Origin of the sequence: Kitasatospora sp. NPDC098663 (genome assembly GCF_044760075.1) — a bacterium.
GTDB lineage: Bacteria > Actinomycetota > Actinomycetes > Streptomycetales > Streptomycetaceae > Kitasatospora.
Window position 1 is genome coordinate 162021 of sequence record NZ_JBIWAP010000002.1, and the last position, 15708, is coordinate 177728.

Here is a 15708-nt window from a genome sequence, read left to right on the forward strand (position 1 = left end):
CCCGTCCGGCTCACGACCTGTCCGACTCACAACCGGACGGGTTTCTCCAGACGGACGTCGGCGGCGTCCAGCCAGGCCCGCAGCGGGCCGTCCTGGCCCTGCTCGACGGCCTGGGCGACCGGCCCGGCCAGGTCGGTGCGGCGGATCCCGCCCAGCAGCAGCACCGGACCGTCCAACCAGTCCAGCCCGGGCGCGCCGCCCGCGGTGTCGACGGCGGCGCAGCAGACCATCGCGGTGACGTGGTCGACCAGCAGGTCGCGGCCGCTGCGGGCGGTTTCGAGCAGCGGGGCCGGGGCGGTGGTGCGGGCCAGCTGGGCGGCCAGCGCGGCGGCCAACTGCTCCCCCTCACCCTCGGCGAGCCGGACCAGCAGCCGGGTGAGCGTCGGGGAGCCGGGGCGGGCCTGCGGGGCGAGCCGGTCCAGGGCGGTCTGCAGGGCGGCGGCGCGGGCCCGCCAGCCGGCGTCCACCACGTCGGCCGGGTAGTCGGTCCACTCCAGCTCGTGCCAGGCTCCGGCGGCCGGGCTGCCGAAGAACAGCTCGGCGGCGAGCCGGGAGACCGCCCGGTCGACGGTGCCGGGCTCCTCCAGCAGGTCGCAGGCGGGGCGGTCGCCGAGCCGGGTGCCGTAGCCGTCGGCCAGGCGGTCGCGCCGGGACAGCTCGGTGAGGGCGGAGACGACGCCGGCGTTGAGGTGGGCGGGGTGGCGGCCGAGCCGCCAGGCGGGCAGCGCGACCCGGGTGAGCAGCCGGTCCCAGCCCGCGTAGGCCAGGCCGACCTGCTCCTGGGCGGCGATCCGCAGGCCGTAGTCGACCGTCCTGGCCTGCTCGGAGGCCCAGCTCGCCACGGCACGCTCCAGCTCGGCGGCGTGTCCCCGGCAGGCGCCGAGCAGCCGGCGGGTGATCCCGCGGGTGATCCGCTCGGCGAGCGCGGCCGGACCGCGGCGGGGCGGCCGGGGCGGGACCGCCAGGGTGCCGCCGCCGAGGCCGGGGGCCGCGCCCTGGCCGGAGTCCAGGCTGGCGTCCAGGCTGCGCAGGAAGCGGCGGGCGGCGGCGATCTCCGGGTCGGCGGAGGCGGCGGTGCCGGCCACCACGGGGGCGAGCAGGGCGCGCAGTTCGCCGGCCCGCATCCACCACAGGAACGGTGAGCCGATCACCAGGACCGGGCCGGGCGGCTCGGGGTGCGTCCGGAACGGGCGGGCCCGCCGCACCGGCGGCACGTCCTCCAGCCAGCTGTCGCAGTCCGGGGTGAGGGCCACGGTGGAGGGCGCGGGCACGTCCAGCCGGTCGGCGAGTTCGTCGATCAGCCGGTACAGCTCGGGCGCCTCGGCGCGTTTCAGCGGGACGGCCGGGGTCCGGGGCGGGACGGCCCGGTGGTAGGCGCGGGCGGTCAGCCCGGCCACCAGGAGGGTCAGCGCGGCCACCGCGCAGACCGCCCAGCGGGCGGCGTCCCACCCGGCGGCGTCGGAGGAGCCGGGTGCACCGATCCGCCCGGTGAACCGGCCCGCGAGCAGGACCACCGCGACGGCGGCGGGCATGGCGGCGGCGGCCAGGGCGAGACCACGGACCCGCAGGACCGCCTGGGCGTGAGCGCGCGCGGTGTCGACTGCGGCCATACGGTGCGGCACCCCCTTCGGAGCCCTCGGGCACCCGGCGACGGGCCCTGAGCCGACTCGAAACGATCAGTTCCGACCGGGAAGCGGAGGCGTCCGATCCCCGGTAGTGCATGCTGTGTGGCGCTTCTGCCATGTTCGACGCACCGGCCCGGGTGGGTGTTCCGGATCGCCCCGGTTTCCACTCGTCCCGGTGACACCGCCCGGATTCCGGACGGTCACGACCGGTCCGGTGCGAAGCACCCGGGCACCCGCCCGGCCGGACGCCGTCCAGCATCCCCCCGTGGGAACACCGCTACCCGGCGGCGACCCCGGCGCACGGCCACGTCGCACTGCGATCCAGCGCACCATAAGGCCGGGCGCCCGGCTACGTCAGCCGGATGCGGGTGCTGTCACCCGATGGGCTGGAATCCGGCCGCCGAACGGTGCGCCGGCCCCCGGAGTCACTCCCGCCCCGGAAACGCCGCAGGGCGCTGCGTCCATGGGGGGAAATCCCACGGTGCGCGGCGCCCTGCGGGCGGAGGCGGGGCAGGCCCTACTCGGTGGCCGCCTTCAGGGCGATGTCGGTGCGGTGCTGGCCGCCCTTGAGGGCGATCCGGTCCACGGCGGCGTACGCCCGGTCGCGCGCCTCCACCAGGTCGGCGCCGGTCGCGGTGACCGACAGGACGCGGCCGCCGGCGCTCAGCACCCGGCCTTCCTCGTCGGCCCTGGTACCGGCGTGCAGGACGAACGCGGTGCCGTCGGCCTCGGCCTCGGCCAGGCCCTCGATCGGGTCACCGGTGCGCGGCGCGGCCGGGTAGCCCTCGGAGGCGACGACCACGGTGACGGCCGCGCCCTCGTCCCAGCGCAGCGGCTCCAGCTGGTCCAGGGTGCCGGTGGCGGCGGCCAGCAGGACGGCGGCCAGCGGGGTGCGCAGCCGGGCCAGCACGACCTGGGTCTCCGGGTCGCCGAAGCGGGCGTTGAACTCGATCACCCGGGTACCGCGCGAGGTGAGCGCGAGGCCCGCGTACAGCAGGCCGGAGAACTCGGTGCCCCGGCGGCGCAGCTCGTCGACGGTCGGCTGCAGGACGCTCTGCTGGACCTCCTCGACCAGCCCGGCGGGCGCCCACGGCAGCGGCGAGTAGGCGCCCATGCCACCGGTGTTGGGGCCCTCGTCGCCGTCCAGCGCGCGCTTGAAGTCCTGCGCGGGCTGGAGCGGGACGACGGTGGTGCCGTCGGTGATCGCGAACAGCGACACCTCGGGGCCGTCCAGGTACTCCTCGATGACCACGCGCTCGCAGGAGGCGGCGTGCGCCAGCGCGGCCGCGCGGTCGGAGGTGACCACCACGCCCTTGCCGGCGGCCAGGCCGTCGTCCTTGACCACGTACGGCGCGCCGAAGGCGTCCAGCGCCTCGGCGGCCTCGGCCGGGGTGGTGCAGACGTAGGAGCGGGCGGTGGGCACGCCGGCCCCGGCCATCACGTCCTTCGCGAAAGCCTTGGAGCCTTCCAGTCGGGCGGCTTCGGCGGACGGGCCGAACACCGGGATGCCGGCCGCGCGCACGGCGTCGGAGACGCCCGCGACCAGCGGGGCCTCCGGGCCGACGACGACCAGGGCGGCACCGAGCCGCACGGCCAGGTCGGCGACCTGCGCGCCGTTCAGCTGGTCGACCGGGTGGACCGTCGCCACCTGCGCGATCCCGGCGTTGCCCGGGGCACAGTGCAGCTCGGAGACAGCGGGATCTTGGGACAGAGAGCGGCACAGGGCATGTTCGCGGGCGCCGCCGCCGATGACGAGGACCTTCACGCTTGGCAAGGGTAGTCGGTGGCCAGTTCCGGCCGCTCTCCGGTCCCGTCCGATCCTCCAGTCGAGGAGGTCCGTACGCCGAGGATGTCGGAGAAACCTCCAACTCGGACCGGCTCGGTGCGCACCGGGTGCCCGAGTCAGGACGGCGGGTCACCGGACCCTCCCTCGGACGGGTGAAATCTCGCCGACCCCCGCATCCCTTCCACCTCGGGTTCCGGTGGCCGAATCCGGTAACGATCACCGGGGAAGCGGCCCCATGGTCAGCCATTTGGCGGTAAGAAGTGCTGTTGGACAACCAACGGCAGACGTTGAGTCAGTCGATGGACCGCCAGACCCAGCAGTCCGCCCGCCACAGGGAGCCCCACAGGTGAGCCAGCCGGAAATGCAGCCCGAGGAGAGTGCCTGGGGCAAGGAGATCGGCGAGGAGGACCCGCCCGCCGCGACCATCGCCCGCCAGGCGTCCACCCGCCGACGGGCCGATCTGAGCACTCGACAGTTCCCCCTCGGGGACTGGGGCGAGCCGGCCGAGCGCCTGGAGGAGCTGTACCGCTGGTCCGAGGAGCGGGCGGTCGAGGCGATCGAGTGGTACCGCAAGGACCGGATCTGGAAGCGCCGCTGGGCGCGCCTGCTGCGGTTCGGCACGGCCGGCTTCGCGGTGGGCGGGGTGACCGCGCCGCTGGTCGACCTGACCGGCGCGGTCTCGCACGGCACCAGCTGGGGCTACGTCGGCCTGGCGCTCGCCGCCGCCTGCCACGGCACCGACCGGGTGTTCGGCCTCACCTCCGGCTGGATGCGTGACGTCAGCACCGCGCAGGCGCTGCAACGCCGCCTGGAGGCCTTCCAGTTCGACTGGGCGTCGGAGTGCGTGCGCGAGGTGCTCGGCCCGACCGAGGGCACCGCGGGCGAAGCCGCCGAGCGCTGCCTCGGCGTGCTGCGCCGGTTCTGCGAGGACGTCTCGGACATGGTCCGCACCGAGACCTCGGAGTGGATGCTGGAGTTCCGCGCGTCCATGACCCAGCTGCCCACCCAGGCCCCGGGCACCTGGGGCGGGCGCAGCGAGAGCGGGGTGGGCGCGCAGGTGCGGGTGCTGCCGCCGCCGGGCACCCGGCCCACCATGCCGCGCCAGCGGCCGCCGGAGGGGCCGTTGCGGTAGTGGGCAGGCCATCTTGCCGTGGCGGTCGGGCCGGTGCGGCGGCCGGGCGCCTTGCCGTGGCGGTCGGGCGCCTCAGGTCAGGCGAAGACCACCATCGAGCCCTGGGCGAGGCTGCGGGTCGCCGCCGCGTACAGGCCTGCCCAGGCGTGCCGCTCGCGGGCGAAGGGGTGCAGGTCGTCCAGCGGCGGCCCGAACGGCTGCTCCAGGCCGGTCGGGCCGAGCGGCCGGGTCGGGTCCGGCGGGTTGAGCGGGTCGAGGCCCAGCGCCGGGGCGACGGCCTGCAGTTCGCGCAGCAGTCCGTGGCTGGAGCCGAGCGGACCGCCGGAGGCGAGCAGCGCGTCGTCCACCAGCGGCGCCGGGAACTCTATCGGCACGTAGGCGCCCGCGTGGTCGAAGTGCCAGACCAGGTGCGACTGTTCGGCGCTGCTCTCGAACATCTCCAGCAGCTGCTCGTAGTCGCCGCCGAGCGAGTCCACCGGCGTGATGTCCAGCCCGGTGAGGCCCAGCAGGTAGGCACGGCGCAGGAAGTGCAGCGAGTCGTAGTCGAAGGCGGCTATCGGCTCGACCGCCCCGCTCAGCCCCGGTACGTACTGGTAGACCGGCACCTCGGGTAGCCCGCGGGAGGCCAACACCGCGTTGTAGAGGGCGAGATCGTCCCTGAAGGGATTGTCGGGGCTGTGGCTCAGCACGTCCACGAGCGGGACGAGCCAGAGGTCGCAGGCCATGGCCGGCAGTTCCTCTCCGGGCGACGGGGTCGCCCGCGGAGCGGGACGACGACGGGGGCGGGGTCGGTACCCGGACGGCCGTTGTGCGGGACGCGCGGTTCGACGACCGCCCACCCTACCGGCCCGGGGCCGGGCGCGGGTCGGGCCGTCCCTGCGGTGCGTCCGGGGGCGGTTCGGGCAGCCGCCGGCCGAACCGGCCGTACGGCACCGAACGCGGCTGCGGCACCAGGCCGAGCCCCAGCCCGAGTTCACGCCCGTGCTCCCGGCCGACCTCCTCGCCCGGCCGGCGCCGACTCCTCCCGACCTGGTCGAACGCCTGGTCGGGAAGCGGTTCGGCCGCCACGGACGGGGCGTCGGAGGACGGCACGTCGGAGGACGGAGCCGGCGGCACGGGCCCGCCGTCCAGGAGCCCGCCGACACCAGGCCCGACGCCACCGGACTCGCCGTTCCGGGGTTCGCCGTTCCGGGGTTCGCCGTTCACGGGTCCGCCGCCCAGGGGTTCGGTGAGCAGCCCCAGCACCGTCACCGACTCCAGCGGCCGCCCGGCCAGCCCGGCCAGCAGCCGGGCGGTGTACAGGTTGTACTCGCAGATGATCCGGTGCGCGCCGACCAGGTCCCGCGCGCCGATGGCGTCGACCAGGTCGAGGTGGCGGTCCCAGCAGACCTCGGCCAGGACGGGCAGCTCCCGCAGGTAGGGCGCGGCGAACATCCACGACTGCACCCGCAGCCAGTCCAGGTAGTCGCCGATCCGGCGGTTGCCGATCAGCGCGGCGACCTCCTGCCAGAACCGGCGGTCGCAGCCCACCATCACGTCCAGGTTCCCGGCCCGGGCGGCCCGGACCGCCGCGTCGGCCCGGCGGCGCAGCGAGGGCAGCCTGGCGAGGTCCGGCAGCGCCCGGCGGGCGGAGAACTGGCGGTAGTAGCTGTCGGTGACCAGCACCCGGGACTCGAAGATCTCCAGGAAGTCGTCCCAACCCAGCTCGGGCACGGTGAACCCGCGGTGGTGCTCGGCCCGCAACAGCCCCTGCGCACCGAGGTCGACCAGCGCCTCGCGGGCCGGGGTCGCCGAGACGCCGTACAGCTCGGCGATCTCCTTGACGGTGAAGTTGCGGCCGGCCGCCAACCGGCCGGCCATCATCTCCTCGCGCAGCGCACCGGCGATCTGCTCGCGCAGGCTGTTGCGCTGGATGACGGGACGGGTGTCGCCTGCGCCGTTGCCGGGCATGCGCGCAACCTCCTGGGGCGGGCCGATCAGGCCGCCCCTCGGCGGACCGGCCAACGAGCGGCGGGGAACACGACGAGTGCTCATCTTCTCAAACCCGCCCCGAGAAGGTACAAACCAACCCCCCGGAGGCCCCGACACCCCCGGACTCCCCCGCCCGAGCCGAGCCGGGCCGGGGCGGGCCGGGGTCAGCGCTGGACCGGCGCCGGGATCCCCAGCAGGCGGTCCCGCAGCACCGGGAACTCCTCGCGGGCCTTGCCCACCTCGGCCGGATCGAACTCGACGGTCAGCACCTGCTCCTCCGTACCGGCCTCGGCCACCACCCGGCCCCACGGGTCCACCACGATGCTGTGCCCGGCCTGCTCGACCCCGGCGTGCGTCCCGGCGGTGTTGCAGGCCAGCACGAACGCCTGCTCCTCCACCGCGCGCGCCCGCGCCAGCAGCGTCCAGTGCTCGCGCCGCCGGGCCGGCCAGGCCGCCGGAACCACCAGCAGCTGCGCGCCGGCGTCCAGCAGCGCCCGGAACAGCTCCGGGAAGCGCAGGTCGTAGCAGGTGGCCAGGCCCAGGGTGGCGAAGTCGGTGGCCGCCGTGACGATCTCCTGCCCGGCACCCATCACCACCGCCTCACCGCTGTCGAAACCGAAGCGGTGGATCTTGCGGTAGGTGTGCACCAGCTCGCCGTCCGGGGCGAACAGCAGCGAGGTGTTGTAGATCGGCCCGTCCGGATCGCGCTCGACGATCGAACCGGCGTGCAGCCAGACCCCGGCCGCCCGCGCGGCCGCCGCCATAGCGTCCGACGTGGGCCCGTCCAGCGTCTCCGCGCCGTCCGACCACAGGTCGTAGGCGAAGCCGCCGAGCGGCCACAGCTCCGGCAGGACCACCAGGTCCGCACCCTGCTGCGCCCGGACCAGCGCGGCGGCCCGGGCCCGCCGTTCGGCGGGCGGCTCGGCGTCGGAGACCCCGAGTTGGATCAATGAAGCGCGCACAGTACCACCGTCCACGGCAAGAGACCTACGATCGTCACCCGAAAGCGCTGCCCAGCTGTCTCCCGGCAGCGTAACGTGCGGTTAGCGTGTGCGCCTGGAAGCCGGACCATCCCGGCCGACCGGGGAGGCCGGGCGCAGAGGGCAAGGAAGCTGACGGAGGGCCGGAGATTCCCGTGACGGACAACCAGACCGTGCAGGCTTACACGGAGGCGTGGGCTCAGAGCATCGAGTCCATATCGGAGCTGGTCGCCCCCCTCCCCGAGGGCTCCTGGAACCGGGCCACCGAATGCCCCGGCTGGTCGGTCCGGGACGTCGTCTCGCACATCATCGCGGTCGAGTCCGAACTCCTCGGCGACCCCCGGCCGATCCACTCCCTGCCGCGTGACCTTCGCCACGTCACCACCGACTTCGCCCGCTACATCGAACTGCCGGTCGACAAGCGCCGCTGCCACACCGCTCTGGAGATGACCAGCGAGCTGGAGTACACGATCATCCGCCGCTCCCGGGCCCTGCGGAACGCCAAGCAGATGCCCCTGGAGCCGGTGCGCTGGCCGGCCGGCCCGAACAGCCGCGACGTGCACTACCACGAGCTGCTGCGCCTGCGGGCCTTCGACGTCTGGGTGCACGAGCAGGACCTGCGCCGGGCCCTGGACACCCCCGGCAACCTCGACTCCCCGGCCGCCCTGATCGCCCGGGACGTCCTGCTGGGGCTGCTGCCCAAGGCCGTCGCCCACCAGGCCGGCGCCCCGGCCGGAACGGCCATGGTCCTGGACGTCACCGGCCGCGTGGAGTTCCTGCGCACCGTCCGGGTCGACTCGACCGGCCGCGGCACCGTCGACGAGTCGATCAGCCTGGCCCCCGACGTCCAGCTCACCATGGACTGGGAGACCTACCTCCGGCTCGCCTGCGGCCGCGGCCGCCCCGGCCCCGTCACCATCGACGGCGACAAGGAACTCGCCGACCGCGTCCTGTCCGCCTTCGCGGTCACCATCTGAATCTGACCCCAGCCACAGCGCACGCCACCCGGCGTACACGCACGAGTGCGCGCCGGGTCGACGGACAACCGTGGTTCGTCACGGCGGACGTGTGCCGAATCCTGGGCCGAGGAAACCCGGCCCACACCGTCAAGGGGCTGGAAACCCACCGGCACCGCACCGTCGACTTGCGCTCCGTAACCATCACCCGAGGTGATGGTTACGCCGTTTCCGCAGGTCAGAAAACCTACCAACGGGGAAATCCATCGCTCGGCGCGGTGAGTGAGGCAGGACTGTATGCCCTTCTCATGAGGTCGGACAAGGAGTCCGCCCGACCATTTCGCGCGTGGGTTACTGAAGACCTCCTCCCCTCCGTCCGCCGCGGGGACACCGACATTCCCACCCAGCGGCGGCGGATGGCGGAGACCCTGACCGAGGCGATCGGACAGCAGGTGAGGATCGTCGCCGAGATCCGCGAGTACCGGCGCTGACCTGGAGTGGCATGTGCACCGGGCTATGCCTGACCTCTAGTCAGGCATAGCCCGGCTTTCGGGAAGGCTGATCACGTTTCCGCAGGTCGTTCGCCCTACGTCTCGGCCGCCCACAGCGCACGCCACTCGGCGTACACGCACGAGTGCGCGCTGGGTCGGCACTACTCGTGCGTCCATCCGTCAATCCAGCACCAACACCTCACCCGTTCGGCCTCGTTGTTCCGGGCACTCCCGCCATCACCCGGAAGAAGGAGGGACGTCCCCATGGACGACGAACAGCAGCAGATGGTCCTGGTCCAGTCGAGCTTCCCGGTCACAGGCCAACCGATCAGAGTCGTGATGATCGACGGACAACCCTGGTTCGTCACGGCAGACGTGTGCACGATCCTCGATCGAGGCAGCGCGAGCCGCGCGAGCAGGACCGTGGATCCCCAGGACACTCGCACTGTCGACATGCGATCCGTATGCCTGACTAAAAGTCAGGCATACGGCGTTTCCGCAGGTGGGAAGCTATACAAGGGCGGAAATCCCTTTCGGAATCCGGGCCAGCCGAATCGTCCCCGGCTGCCCCAAACTGAAGCTGGTGGACCTGATCCGCATGCGAAACGCGGCACAGCAGGAGTCCCCACCCGATGACGGGCTCATGCACGCAGAGCTGCACGGTGCCCGGATCTATGGGACACCGCCGCAGATGGCCGAGATGTTGCGGGAGTACGGACGCTGATCCACCGGTGCCGCATACCCTCAGAAATTCTGAGGGTAATCGCGTTTCCACAGGTCAGAGACCTTACGCCCCCGCCGCGACCTTGCGGCGCAGGCGCAGGATCATCACGGTGCCGACCGCCAGCGGGACGTACTGCCAGCAGAACGCCCAGCGGAAGGCGTCGGCCGAGTAGGAGTCGGTGCCGGCCGGGGAGAGGCCGTCCAGGAGGACGCCGATGCCGAAGAGGGTGATCATCGTGCCGATGAAGCCGCCCATGTTGACGATCCCGGAGGCGGTGCCGAGGCGCTCCACCGGGTTGCGGGCGCGGGCGTAGTCGAGGCCGACCAGTGAGGCCGGGCCGTTGCTGCCCATCACCACGATGATGGCGGACAGCAGCCAGATCGGCGGGTGTCCGCCGGGCCAGGCCAGGACCAGCGCCCAGCCGAGGGCGGTGGCCGTGATGACGGTGAGGACGATCGGCATCCGGGCCCGCGCCGAGACGGAGAGCACCCGGCCGAACAGGAAACCGAAGGCCATGTTGCTGAGCACCAGCAGGGTCAGCAGTCCGCCGGCCGCGGCCCGGGAGAGGCCCTGCGCCTCCACCAGGTAGGGCAGGCCCCAGAGCAGGCCGAAGGCGTTGCCGGGGAACTGGGTGGTGAAGTGCACCCAGAGCCCGAGCCGGGTGCCCGGTTCGCGCCAGCACGCGCGGACCTGCCGGCCGACGTTCGGCCGCGGCGCGGGCGGGTGTTCGACCGGCCGTACGGCGGCCGCCGGGGCCTCCTTGAGGAAGAGCGCGACCAGCGCGAAGACCGCGACGCCGAGCAGGGCGATCGCGGTGAAGGTGGGCGTCCAGCCCTCGCGGTGCAGGGCCTGTGCGAGCACCACGGTGGTGATCAGGTTGCCGCCCATTCCGGCGAGGCCGGTCAGCTGGGCCACGAACGGGTTCCGGGCGGCGGGGAACCACCGGGCGGCGAGCCGCAGCACGCTGATGAAGGTCATCGCGTCGCCGCAGCCGAGCACCGCCCGGGAGGCCAGCGCCGGGGCGAAGGAGGAGCTGAACGCGAAGGCCAGCTGGCCGAGGCTCAGCAGGACGACGCCGAGCAGCAGCACCCGGCGCGGCCCGATCCGGTCGACGAGCAGGCCGACCGGTATCTGCATGGCCGCGTAGACCAGCACCTGGAGGATCGAGAAGGTGGAGAGCGCGGAGGCGCCGATGCCGAAGCGGTCGGCGGCGTCCAGCCCGGCCACGCCGAGGCTGGTGCGGTGGATCACCGCGAGGATGTAGACGCTGACGCCGATGGACCAGGCCAGCCAGGCCGCGCGTCCGCCGGGCGGGGACGGCGCGGGGGCGGCGGACGGCGTCGGGGCGGACGGCGGCGCCGGGTCGGCGGTTCGGGGAGCGGGGACGGACAGGGGTGCGGCTGAACGGGCGGGCTCCACGGTCATAGTGCGACCAGACTAGTCATCCCATGATGGGACGCCCAGTGCGGGGTGCGGTCGATCGTCCACGGACCACGGATTCCACAGACCGCGGATTCCGCGGAGCACGGATTGCGCGGAGCACGGCTTCCGCGGATTCCGCGGATTCCGCGGACCGGGCGTCAGCCGGTCACCGTCCAGGACACCGCCCGGGTCATGTAACGGTCCCGGAAGGCCTCGTCCCGCACCCAGTCGGTGGTGTCCCGGACGGTCGCCGTGACGGTGGCCGTCCGGCCCGGTGCCAGGTTCAGCTGGTCGGTGTCCAGCCAGGAGCCGTCGGCAGCCTGCGGCGTCACCGCGACGCCGTCCACCTTCCACTCGACCTTCAGCTGTCGCGGGCCGGTCAGCGGCACCGGCCGGACGTTCAGCCGGGGGCGCCCGCTCACCTCGCCGGGCGGCGGCGACGGGGTGTCGGTGGGCCGGATCCTGCGGTACAGCTCCTCCATGATCGCCTCACGCGACGGCAGGTTGTAGGCGCTGCCCAGGGTGCGCATCACCGAGTCGGGGGTGGGCCGGTAGAGGCCGTTGGCGCTGCGGTAGGCGCCGACCGTCCCGGCGCCGTCCGGGGACTCCGCACCCAGCCAGCGCCACCACTTGGTCTGCTTCTTGCGCATGTCGTCGGCGTCGAGGGTGGCGAGGTTCGGGTACTCGGAGTCGTCCGGGGCGCTGTCGTACTCGTCGCCGAGGTCCCCCACGGTGTGGCCGATCTCGTGCTGGATGATCCGCCCGGCGTCCGGGCTGCCGCCGGCCAGGGTGGTCACCCCGGTGCCGCCGGCGCCGCCGTACTCGGTGGAGTTGGCCAGGGCTATCAGGTACTGCGGCCCGGAGCTGTCGCCCGCGTACCGGGCGGTGGCGGACTCGTCGGCGCAGAGCAGCCGGGCGGTGCCCTCGCACCAGAAGTGCATGCCGAGCGGGGTGGCGGGGTTGCGGCCGCGGCTCTCGGTCTCGGCTATCCCGGAGACCGGGGAGACCACTTCGACCCGCCGTATGTTGAAGAACCCCTGGTAGGTGCGGAACGGCTCGATGGCCATCAGCGCGTGCCAGGCCCGGTCGACCTGCTGTCGGAACAGGTCCTGTTCGGCGGCCGTGTAGCCGTCGCCGAGCAGGACCAGGGTGATCCGGTTGGCCGGGTCCCCGGTGCGGCGTATGTCGACGGTGGGGGCGGCCGTGACGGTCCGGCGGTCGGCGCGCTGTGCGTCGTGCGGCGGGACGGCCCGGTCGGCGGGGGCGCCCGGCCCGATCACGCCGAACGGCGAGGGACCGACCAGTTCCAGGGCGGCGGGGAGTACGGCGGTGGACACCAGCACGAGCGCGGCCAGACTCCGAACGAGACGGCCAGGGTTGCCAGGTGGCATACGGGTGCGTCCTCGGGGTTCCGGTCACCCGGCGTAGCCCGGGTGGTGGAGCGAAGACGTACCCGGACGGGTGTGTCACCCCTACCGCGCGCCGAAAAAGTCACCGACCTGGCCGAATGACCCTCACCACACCAGTCATCCCAATGACTGGAATATGGCTGATGACAGGCCTCTCGTCAGCGCCTGCGGAGGTTCAGCACCAAGTGGGTGCCGAGGCCGAACAGCAGGCCCCAGAAGGCCGAGCCGATCCCGAACAGGCTCATCCCCGAGGCGCTGGCCAGGAAGGTCACCACCGCCGCGTCCCGCCCCCGTTCGTCCGCCACCGCCGCCGCCAGGCTGCCCTGCAGCGAGGCCAGCAGGGCGACCCCGGCGATCACCGCGATCAGCTCCTTCGGCAGGCCGGTGAACAGGCTCACCAGCACCCCGCCGAAGCTGCCCACCAGCACGTACAGCACGCCCGAGGACATCCCCGCGACGTAGCGGCGGCGCGGGTCGGGGTGGCTCTCCGGGCCGGAGCAGATCGCCGCCGTGATCGCCGCCAGGTTCACCCCCGGCGAGCCGAACGGCGCCAGCAGCAGCGACACCGCACCGGTCGACCCGATCAGCAGCCGGTCGTCCGCCCGGTAGCCGAAGGCCCGCATCACCCCGAGGCCCGGTGCGTTCTGCGAGGCCAGCACCACGATCGTGAGCGGCAGCGCCAGCCCCACCGCGGCCGCCCAGGAGAACGCCGGCGCGGTGAACACCGGCCGGGTCGGCCCGCCCGAGCCCAGGTGCAGCGAGAGTCCGACGGTCAGCGCCGCCAGCACCCCGCCCACCACCAGCGCCACCGGGACGGCGTACCGCGGGGCCAGCCGCTTGGCCAGCAGGAAGGCCGCGAGGCTGCCCACCACCAGCACCGGCGCACCGTGCACGGCGCCGAAGATCCCGGCACCGAAGGAGAACAGGATGCCCGCCAGCATCGCGTTGACGATCCCGGTCGGCACCGCCGCGATCAGCCGGCCGAACCAGCCGGTCACCCCGAAGAGCGTCACCACCACCGCGCTCACCAGGAACGCCCCCACCGCCTCCCGGTACGGGTACGCGCCCAGGCTGGTCACCAGCAGCGCGGCGCCCGGGGTGGACCAGGCGGTGATCACCGGGGTCCTGGTCCACCAGCTCAGCGCGAAGCCGCTCAGCCCGCTGCCGATGGCCACCGCCCAGATCCAGGACGCCGTGTGCGCCGCGTCCAGCCGCCCGGCGGCCGCGGCCGCGAGCACCACCACCAGCGGCCCCGAGAACGACACCGCGATGCAGACCAGCCCCGCCAACAGCGCCGGCCCCGAGACGTCCCGTCGCAGCGACCGGCGCTCCCCACCCCCGTCCGGCACCGTCTCCGGTCGGACCGTCAGCTCTTCAGTCATTCCGGAAGTATCCCCAACGCCGCAACCCGGGCTCCCGGAAAAGACTTTGAAACCACCTGCAACCCCCGGCGAGGATGCACGTCTGTACGGATGAAGGCACGGAGAGTGCGACCGGCGGGGCCGGGGCGCTTCCGCTCCACCCGGAGCGGGGCCCGTCGCCTTCACCCAGCCACGCCGTCGGACCCATGACCCCGGGGAGTCAGGTCATGCGCGCGTCCGTCATCGGCTGGTCCTGATCGCCGCCCGCCGCCTTCGCCCCCAGCGACGGCCGACGGGCGGGCAGAAGCGGAGAGGCCCTCCCCCACACGGCGGTGTGGGGGAAGGCCCCTTCGTGGCTTCCCGTTCGTGACGTCCCGGGCGGTCAGCCCCAGGTGATCAGGCGCTTCGGGCGCTCCAGCAGCGCGGCCACGTCGGCCAGCACCTTGGAGCCCAACTCCCCGTCCACCAGGCGGTGGTCGAAGGAGAGCGCCAGCGTGGTCACCTGCCGCGGGACGACCTTGCCCTTGTGCACCCACGGCATGTCCCGGATCGCGCCGACGGCGAGGATCGCGGCCTCGCCGGGGTTGAGGATCGGGGTGCCGGTGTCGACGCCGAAGACGCCGACGTTGGTGATGGTGATGGTCCCGCCCTGCATGTCGCCCGGCGAGGTCTTGCCCTGGCGGGCGGTGTCGATCAGCTCGCCCAGCGAGACGGCGAGGCCCGTGAGGGTCTTGCCGCCGGCGTCCTTGATGTTGGGGACGATCAGGCCGCGCGGGGTCGCCGCGGCGATGCCGAGGTTCACCTGGCCCTTGATGACGATCTCCTGGGCCGCCTCGTCCCACTGCGCGTTGATCTCGGGGTGCCGCTTGACCGCGGTGAGCAGCGCCTTGGCGACCAGCAGCAGCGGGCTGATCCGGACGTCCCGGCCCAACTCGCCGCTCTCCTTGAGCCGGCGGACGAACTTCATCGTGCGGGTCACGTCGACCTGGACGAACTCGGTAACGTGCGGGGCGGTGAAGGCCGAGGCCACCATCGCCTGCGCGGTCGCCTTGCGGACGCCCTTGATCGGCACCCGGACGTCGCCCGCCACGGTGACCGGCGCCGGCACCGCCGCCGCGACCGGACCGGCCTCGACCGGCGCCGCCGGGGCGGCCTGCGCGGCGGCCAGGGCCGACGCGTGGGCGTGCACGTCCTCGCGGGTGATCACGCCGTCCCGGCCGGTCGGGACGACCGCGCGCAGGTCGATGCCGAGGTCCTTGGCCAGCTTGCGCACCGGCGGCTTGGCCAACGGCCGCTCCCCGGCGGGCTGTTCGGCCAGGACGGGCGAGGCGGTCGCGACCGGCGCGGCCGGCGCCGGGGTGGCCCGCACGACGGGAGCGGCCGACACGACGGGAGCGGCCGGAGCCGGCGTCGCGGTGACGGTCGTCGTGGTCGTGCGCCGGGCCCGGCGCTGGGCGGTGCCGGTGCGCGGGCCGTAGCCGACCAGCACCTCGCGCCGCTCGGGCTCGGCCGGTTCGGCCGGCGCGGCGGCGGCGACGGGCGCAACAGCAGCGGCAGCGGCAGCGGCGACAGGAGCCGCGGCCCCGGCCTCCCCGGCGACCGCGACCGAGATGATCACGGTGCCGACGTCGACCGTCGCGCCCGCGGGGAAGAAGAGCTGCTCGACGACCCCGTTGAACGGGATCGGCAGCTCCACCGCCGCCTTGGCGGTCTCCACCTCGCACACGACCTGCCCGTCGGTGACGGTGTCACCGGGCTTGACGTACCAGCTGAGGATTTCGGCCTCGGTCAGGCCCTCGCCCACATCGGGCATCTTGAACTCGCGGAGCGAGCGAACTTCGGTGGTCATCT

Annotated in this window: 13 protein-coding genes; 4 read left to right on the plus strand and 9 right to left on the minus strand. The window is 73.5% G+C overall.

Features of this window, described 5'->3' with window-relative positions; translation table 11 throughout:
• Positions 1-26 precede the first annotated feature (26 nt).
• Positions 27-1610: a hypothetical protein gene (locus ACIQVZ_RS02815; protein ID WP_402446608.1), complete on the minus strand. Its 1584-nt coding sequence runs from the start codon at positions 1608-1610 to the stop codon at positions 27-29.
• 532 nt (positions 1611-2142) lie between these two features.
• On the minus strand, positions 2143-3390 hold the full coding sequence (gene purD / locus ACIQVZ_RS02820; protein ID WP_402446610.1) for a phosphoribosylamine--glycine ligase: 1248 nt from the start codon (positions 3388-3390) through the stop codon (positions 2143-2145).
• 367 nt (positions 3391-3757) lie between these two features.
• Here purD and ACIQVZ_RS02825 point away from each other — a divergent pair, with 367 nt between their 5' ends.
• A complete protein-coding gene (locus ACIQVZ_RS02825; RefSeq protein ID WP_350876641.1) occupies positions 3758-4543 on the plus strand; it encodes an SLATT domain-containing protein in 786 nt (261 codons plus the stop codon).
• 77 nt (positions 4544-4620) lie between these two features.
• Here the strand turns inward: ACIQVZ_RS02825 and ACIQVZ_RS02830 are convergent, their stop codons facing one another.
• The 3 genes from ACIQVZ_RS02830 to ACIQVZ_RS02840 form a co-directional block, all read right to left on the minus strand.
• Entirely contained in the window at positions 4621-5268 is a 648-nt protein-coding gene (locus tag ACIQVZ_RS02830) for a hypothetical protein (protein WP_350876643.1), read from the minus strand.
• A 115-nt stretch (positions 5269-5383) separates the two neighbouring features.
• Positions 5384-6493: a GntR family transcriptional regulator gene (locus ACIQVZ_RS02835; protein ID WP_402446614.1), complete on the minus strand. Its 1110-nt coding sequence runs from the start codon at positions 6491-6493 to the stop codon at positions 5384-5386.
• Positions 6494-6678: 185 nt separating this feature from the next.
• Entirely contained in the window at positions 6679-7476 is a 798-nt protein-coding gene (locus ACIQVZ_RS02840) for a carbon-nitrogen family hydrolase (RefSeq protein ID WP_402446616.1), read from the minus strand.
• Between the two features lie 173 nt (positions 7477-7649).
• Here ACIQVZ_RS02840 and ACIQVZ_RS02845 point away from each other — a divergent pair, with 173 nt between their 5' ends.
• The 3 genes from ACIQVZ_RS02845 to ACIQVZ_RS02855 all read left to right on the plus strand — a co-directional run bounded on the left by ACIQVZ_RS02845 (position 7650) and on the right by ACIQVZ_RS02855 (position 9665).
• Positions 7650-8471, plus strand: a complete 822-nt coding sequence (locus tag ACIQVZ_RS02845) for a maleylpyruvate isomerase family mycothiol-dependent enzyme (protein WP_350876647.1) — start codon at positions 7650-7652, stop codon at positions 8469-8471.
• 2 nt (positions 8472-8473) lie between these two features.
• A complete protein-coding gene (locus ACIQVZ_RS02850; RefSeq protein ID WP_402446881.1) occupies positions 8474-8941 on the plus strand; it encodes a Bro-N domain-containing protein in 468 nt (155 codons plus the stop codon).
• A gap of 583 nt (positions 8942-9524) precedes the next feature.
• The gene (locus tag ACIQVZ_RS02855) at positions 9525-9665 is read left to right on the plus strand and encodes a hypothetical protein (protein ID WP_402446619.1); all 141 of its coding nucleotides are present in this window, start codon (positions 9525-9527) and stop codon (positions 9663-9665) included.
• 63 nt (positions 9666-9728) lie between these two features.
• On the opposite strand, the gene ACIQVZ_RS02860 is transcribed toward ACIQVZ_RS02855, so the two are convergent.
• The 4 genes from ACIQVZ_RS02860 to ACIQVZ_RS02875 form a co-directional block, all read right to left on the minus strand.
• On the minus strand, positions 9729-11090 hold the full coding sequence (locus ACIQVZ_RS02860) for a nitrate/nitrite transporter (RefSeq protein ID WP_402446620.1): 1362 nt from the start codon (positions 11088-11090) through the stop codon (positions 9729-9731).
• 155 nt (positions 11091-11245) lie between these two features.
• Positions 11246-12424: a M64 family metallopeptidase gene (locus ACIQVZ_RS02865; RefSeq protein WP_402446623.1), complete on the minus strand. Its 1179-nt coding sequence runs from the start codon at positions 12422-12424 to the stop codon at positions 11246-11248.
• Between the two features lie 230 nt (positions 12425-12654).
• On the minus strand, positions 12655-13878 hold the full coding sequence (locus ACIQVZ_RS02870; RefSeq protein ID WP_402446626.1) for a benzoate/H(+) symporter BenE family transporter: 1224 nt from the start codon (positions 13876-13878) through the stop codon (positions 12655-12657).
• Positions 13879-14239: 361 nt separating this feature from the next.
• A complete protein-coding gene (locus ACIQVZ_RS02875; protein ID WP_402446628.1) occupies positions 14240-15706 on the minus strand; it encodes a dihydrolipoamide acetyltransferase family protein in 1467 nt (488 codons plus the stop codon).
• Positions 15707-15708 lie beyond the last annotated feature (2 nt).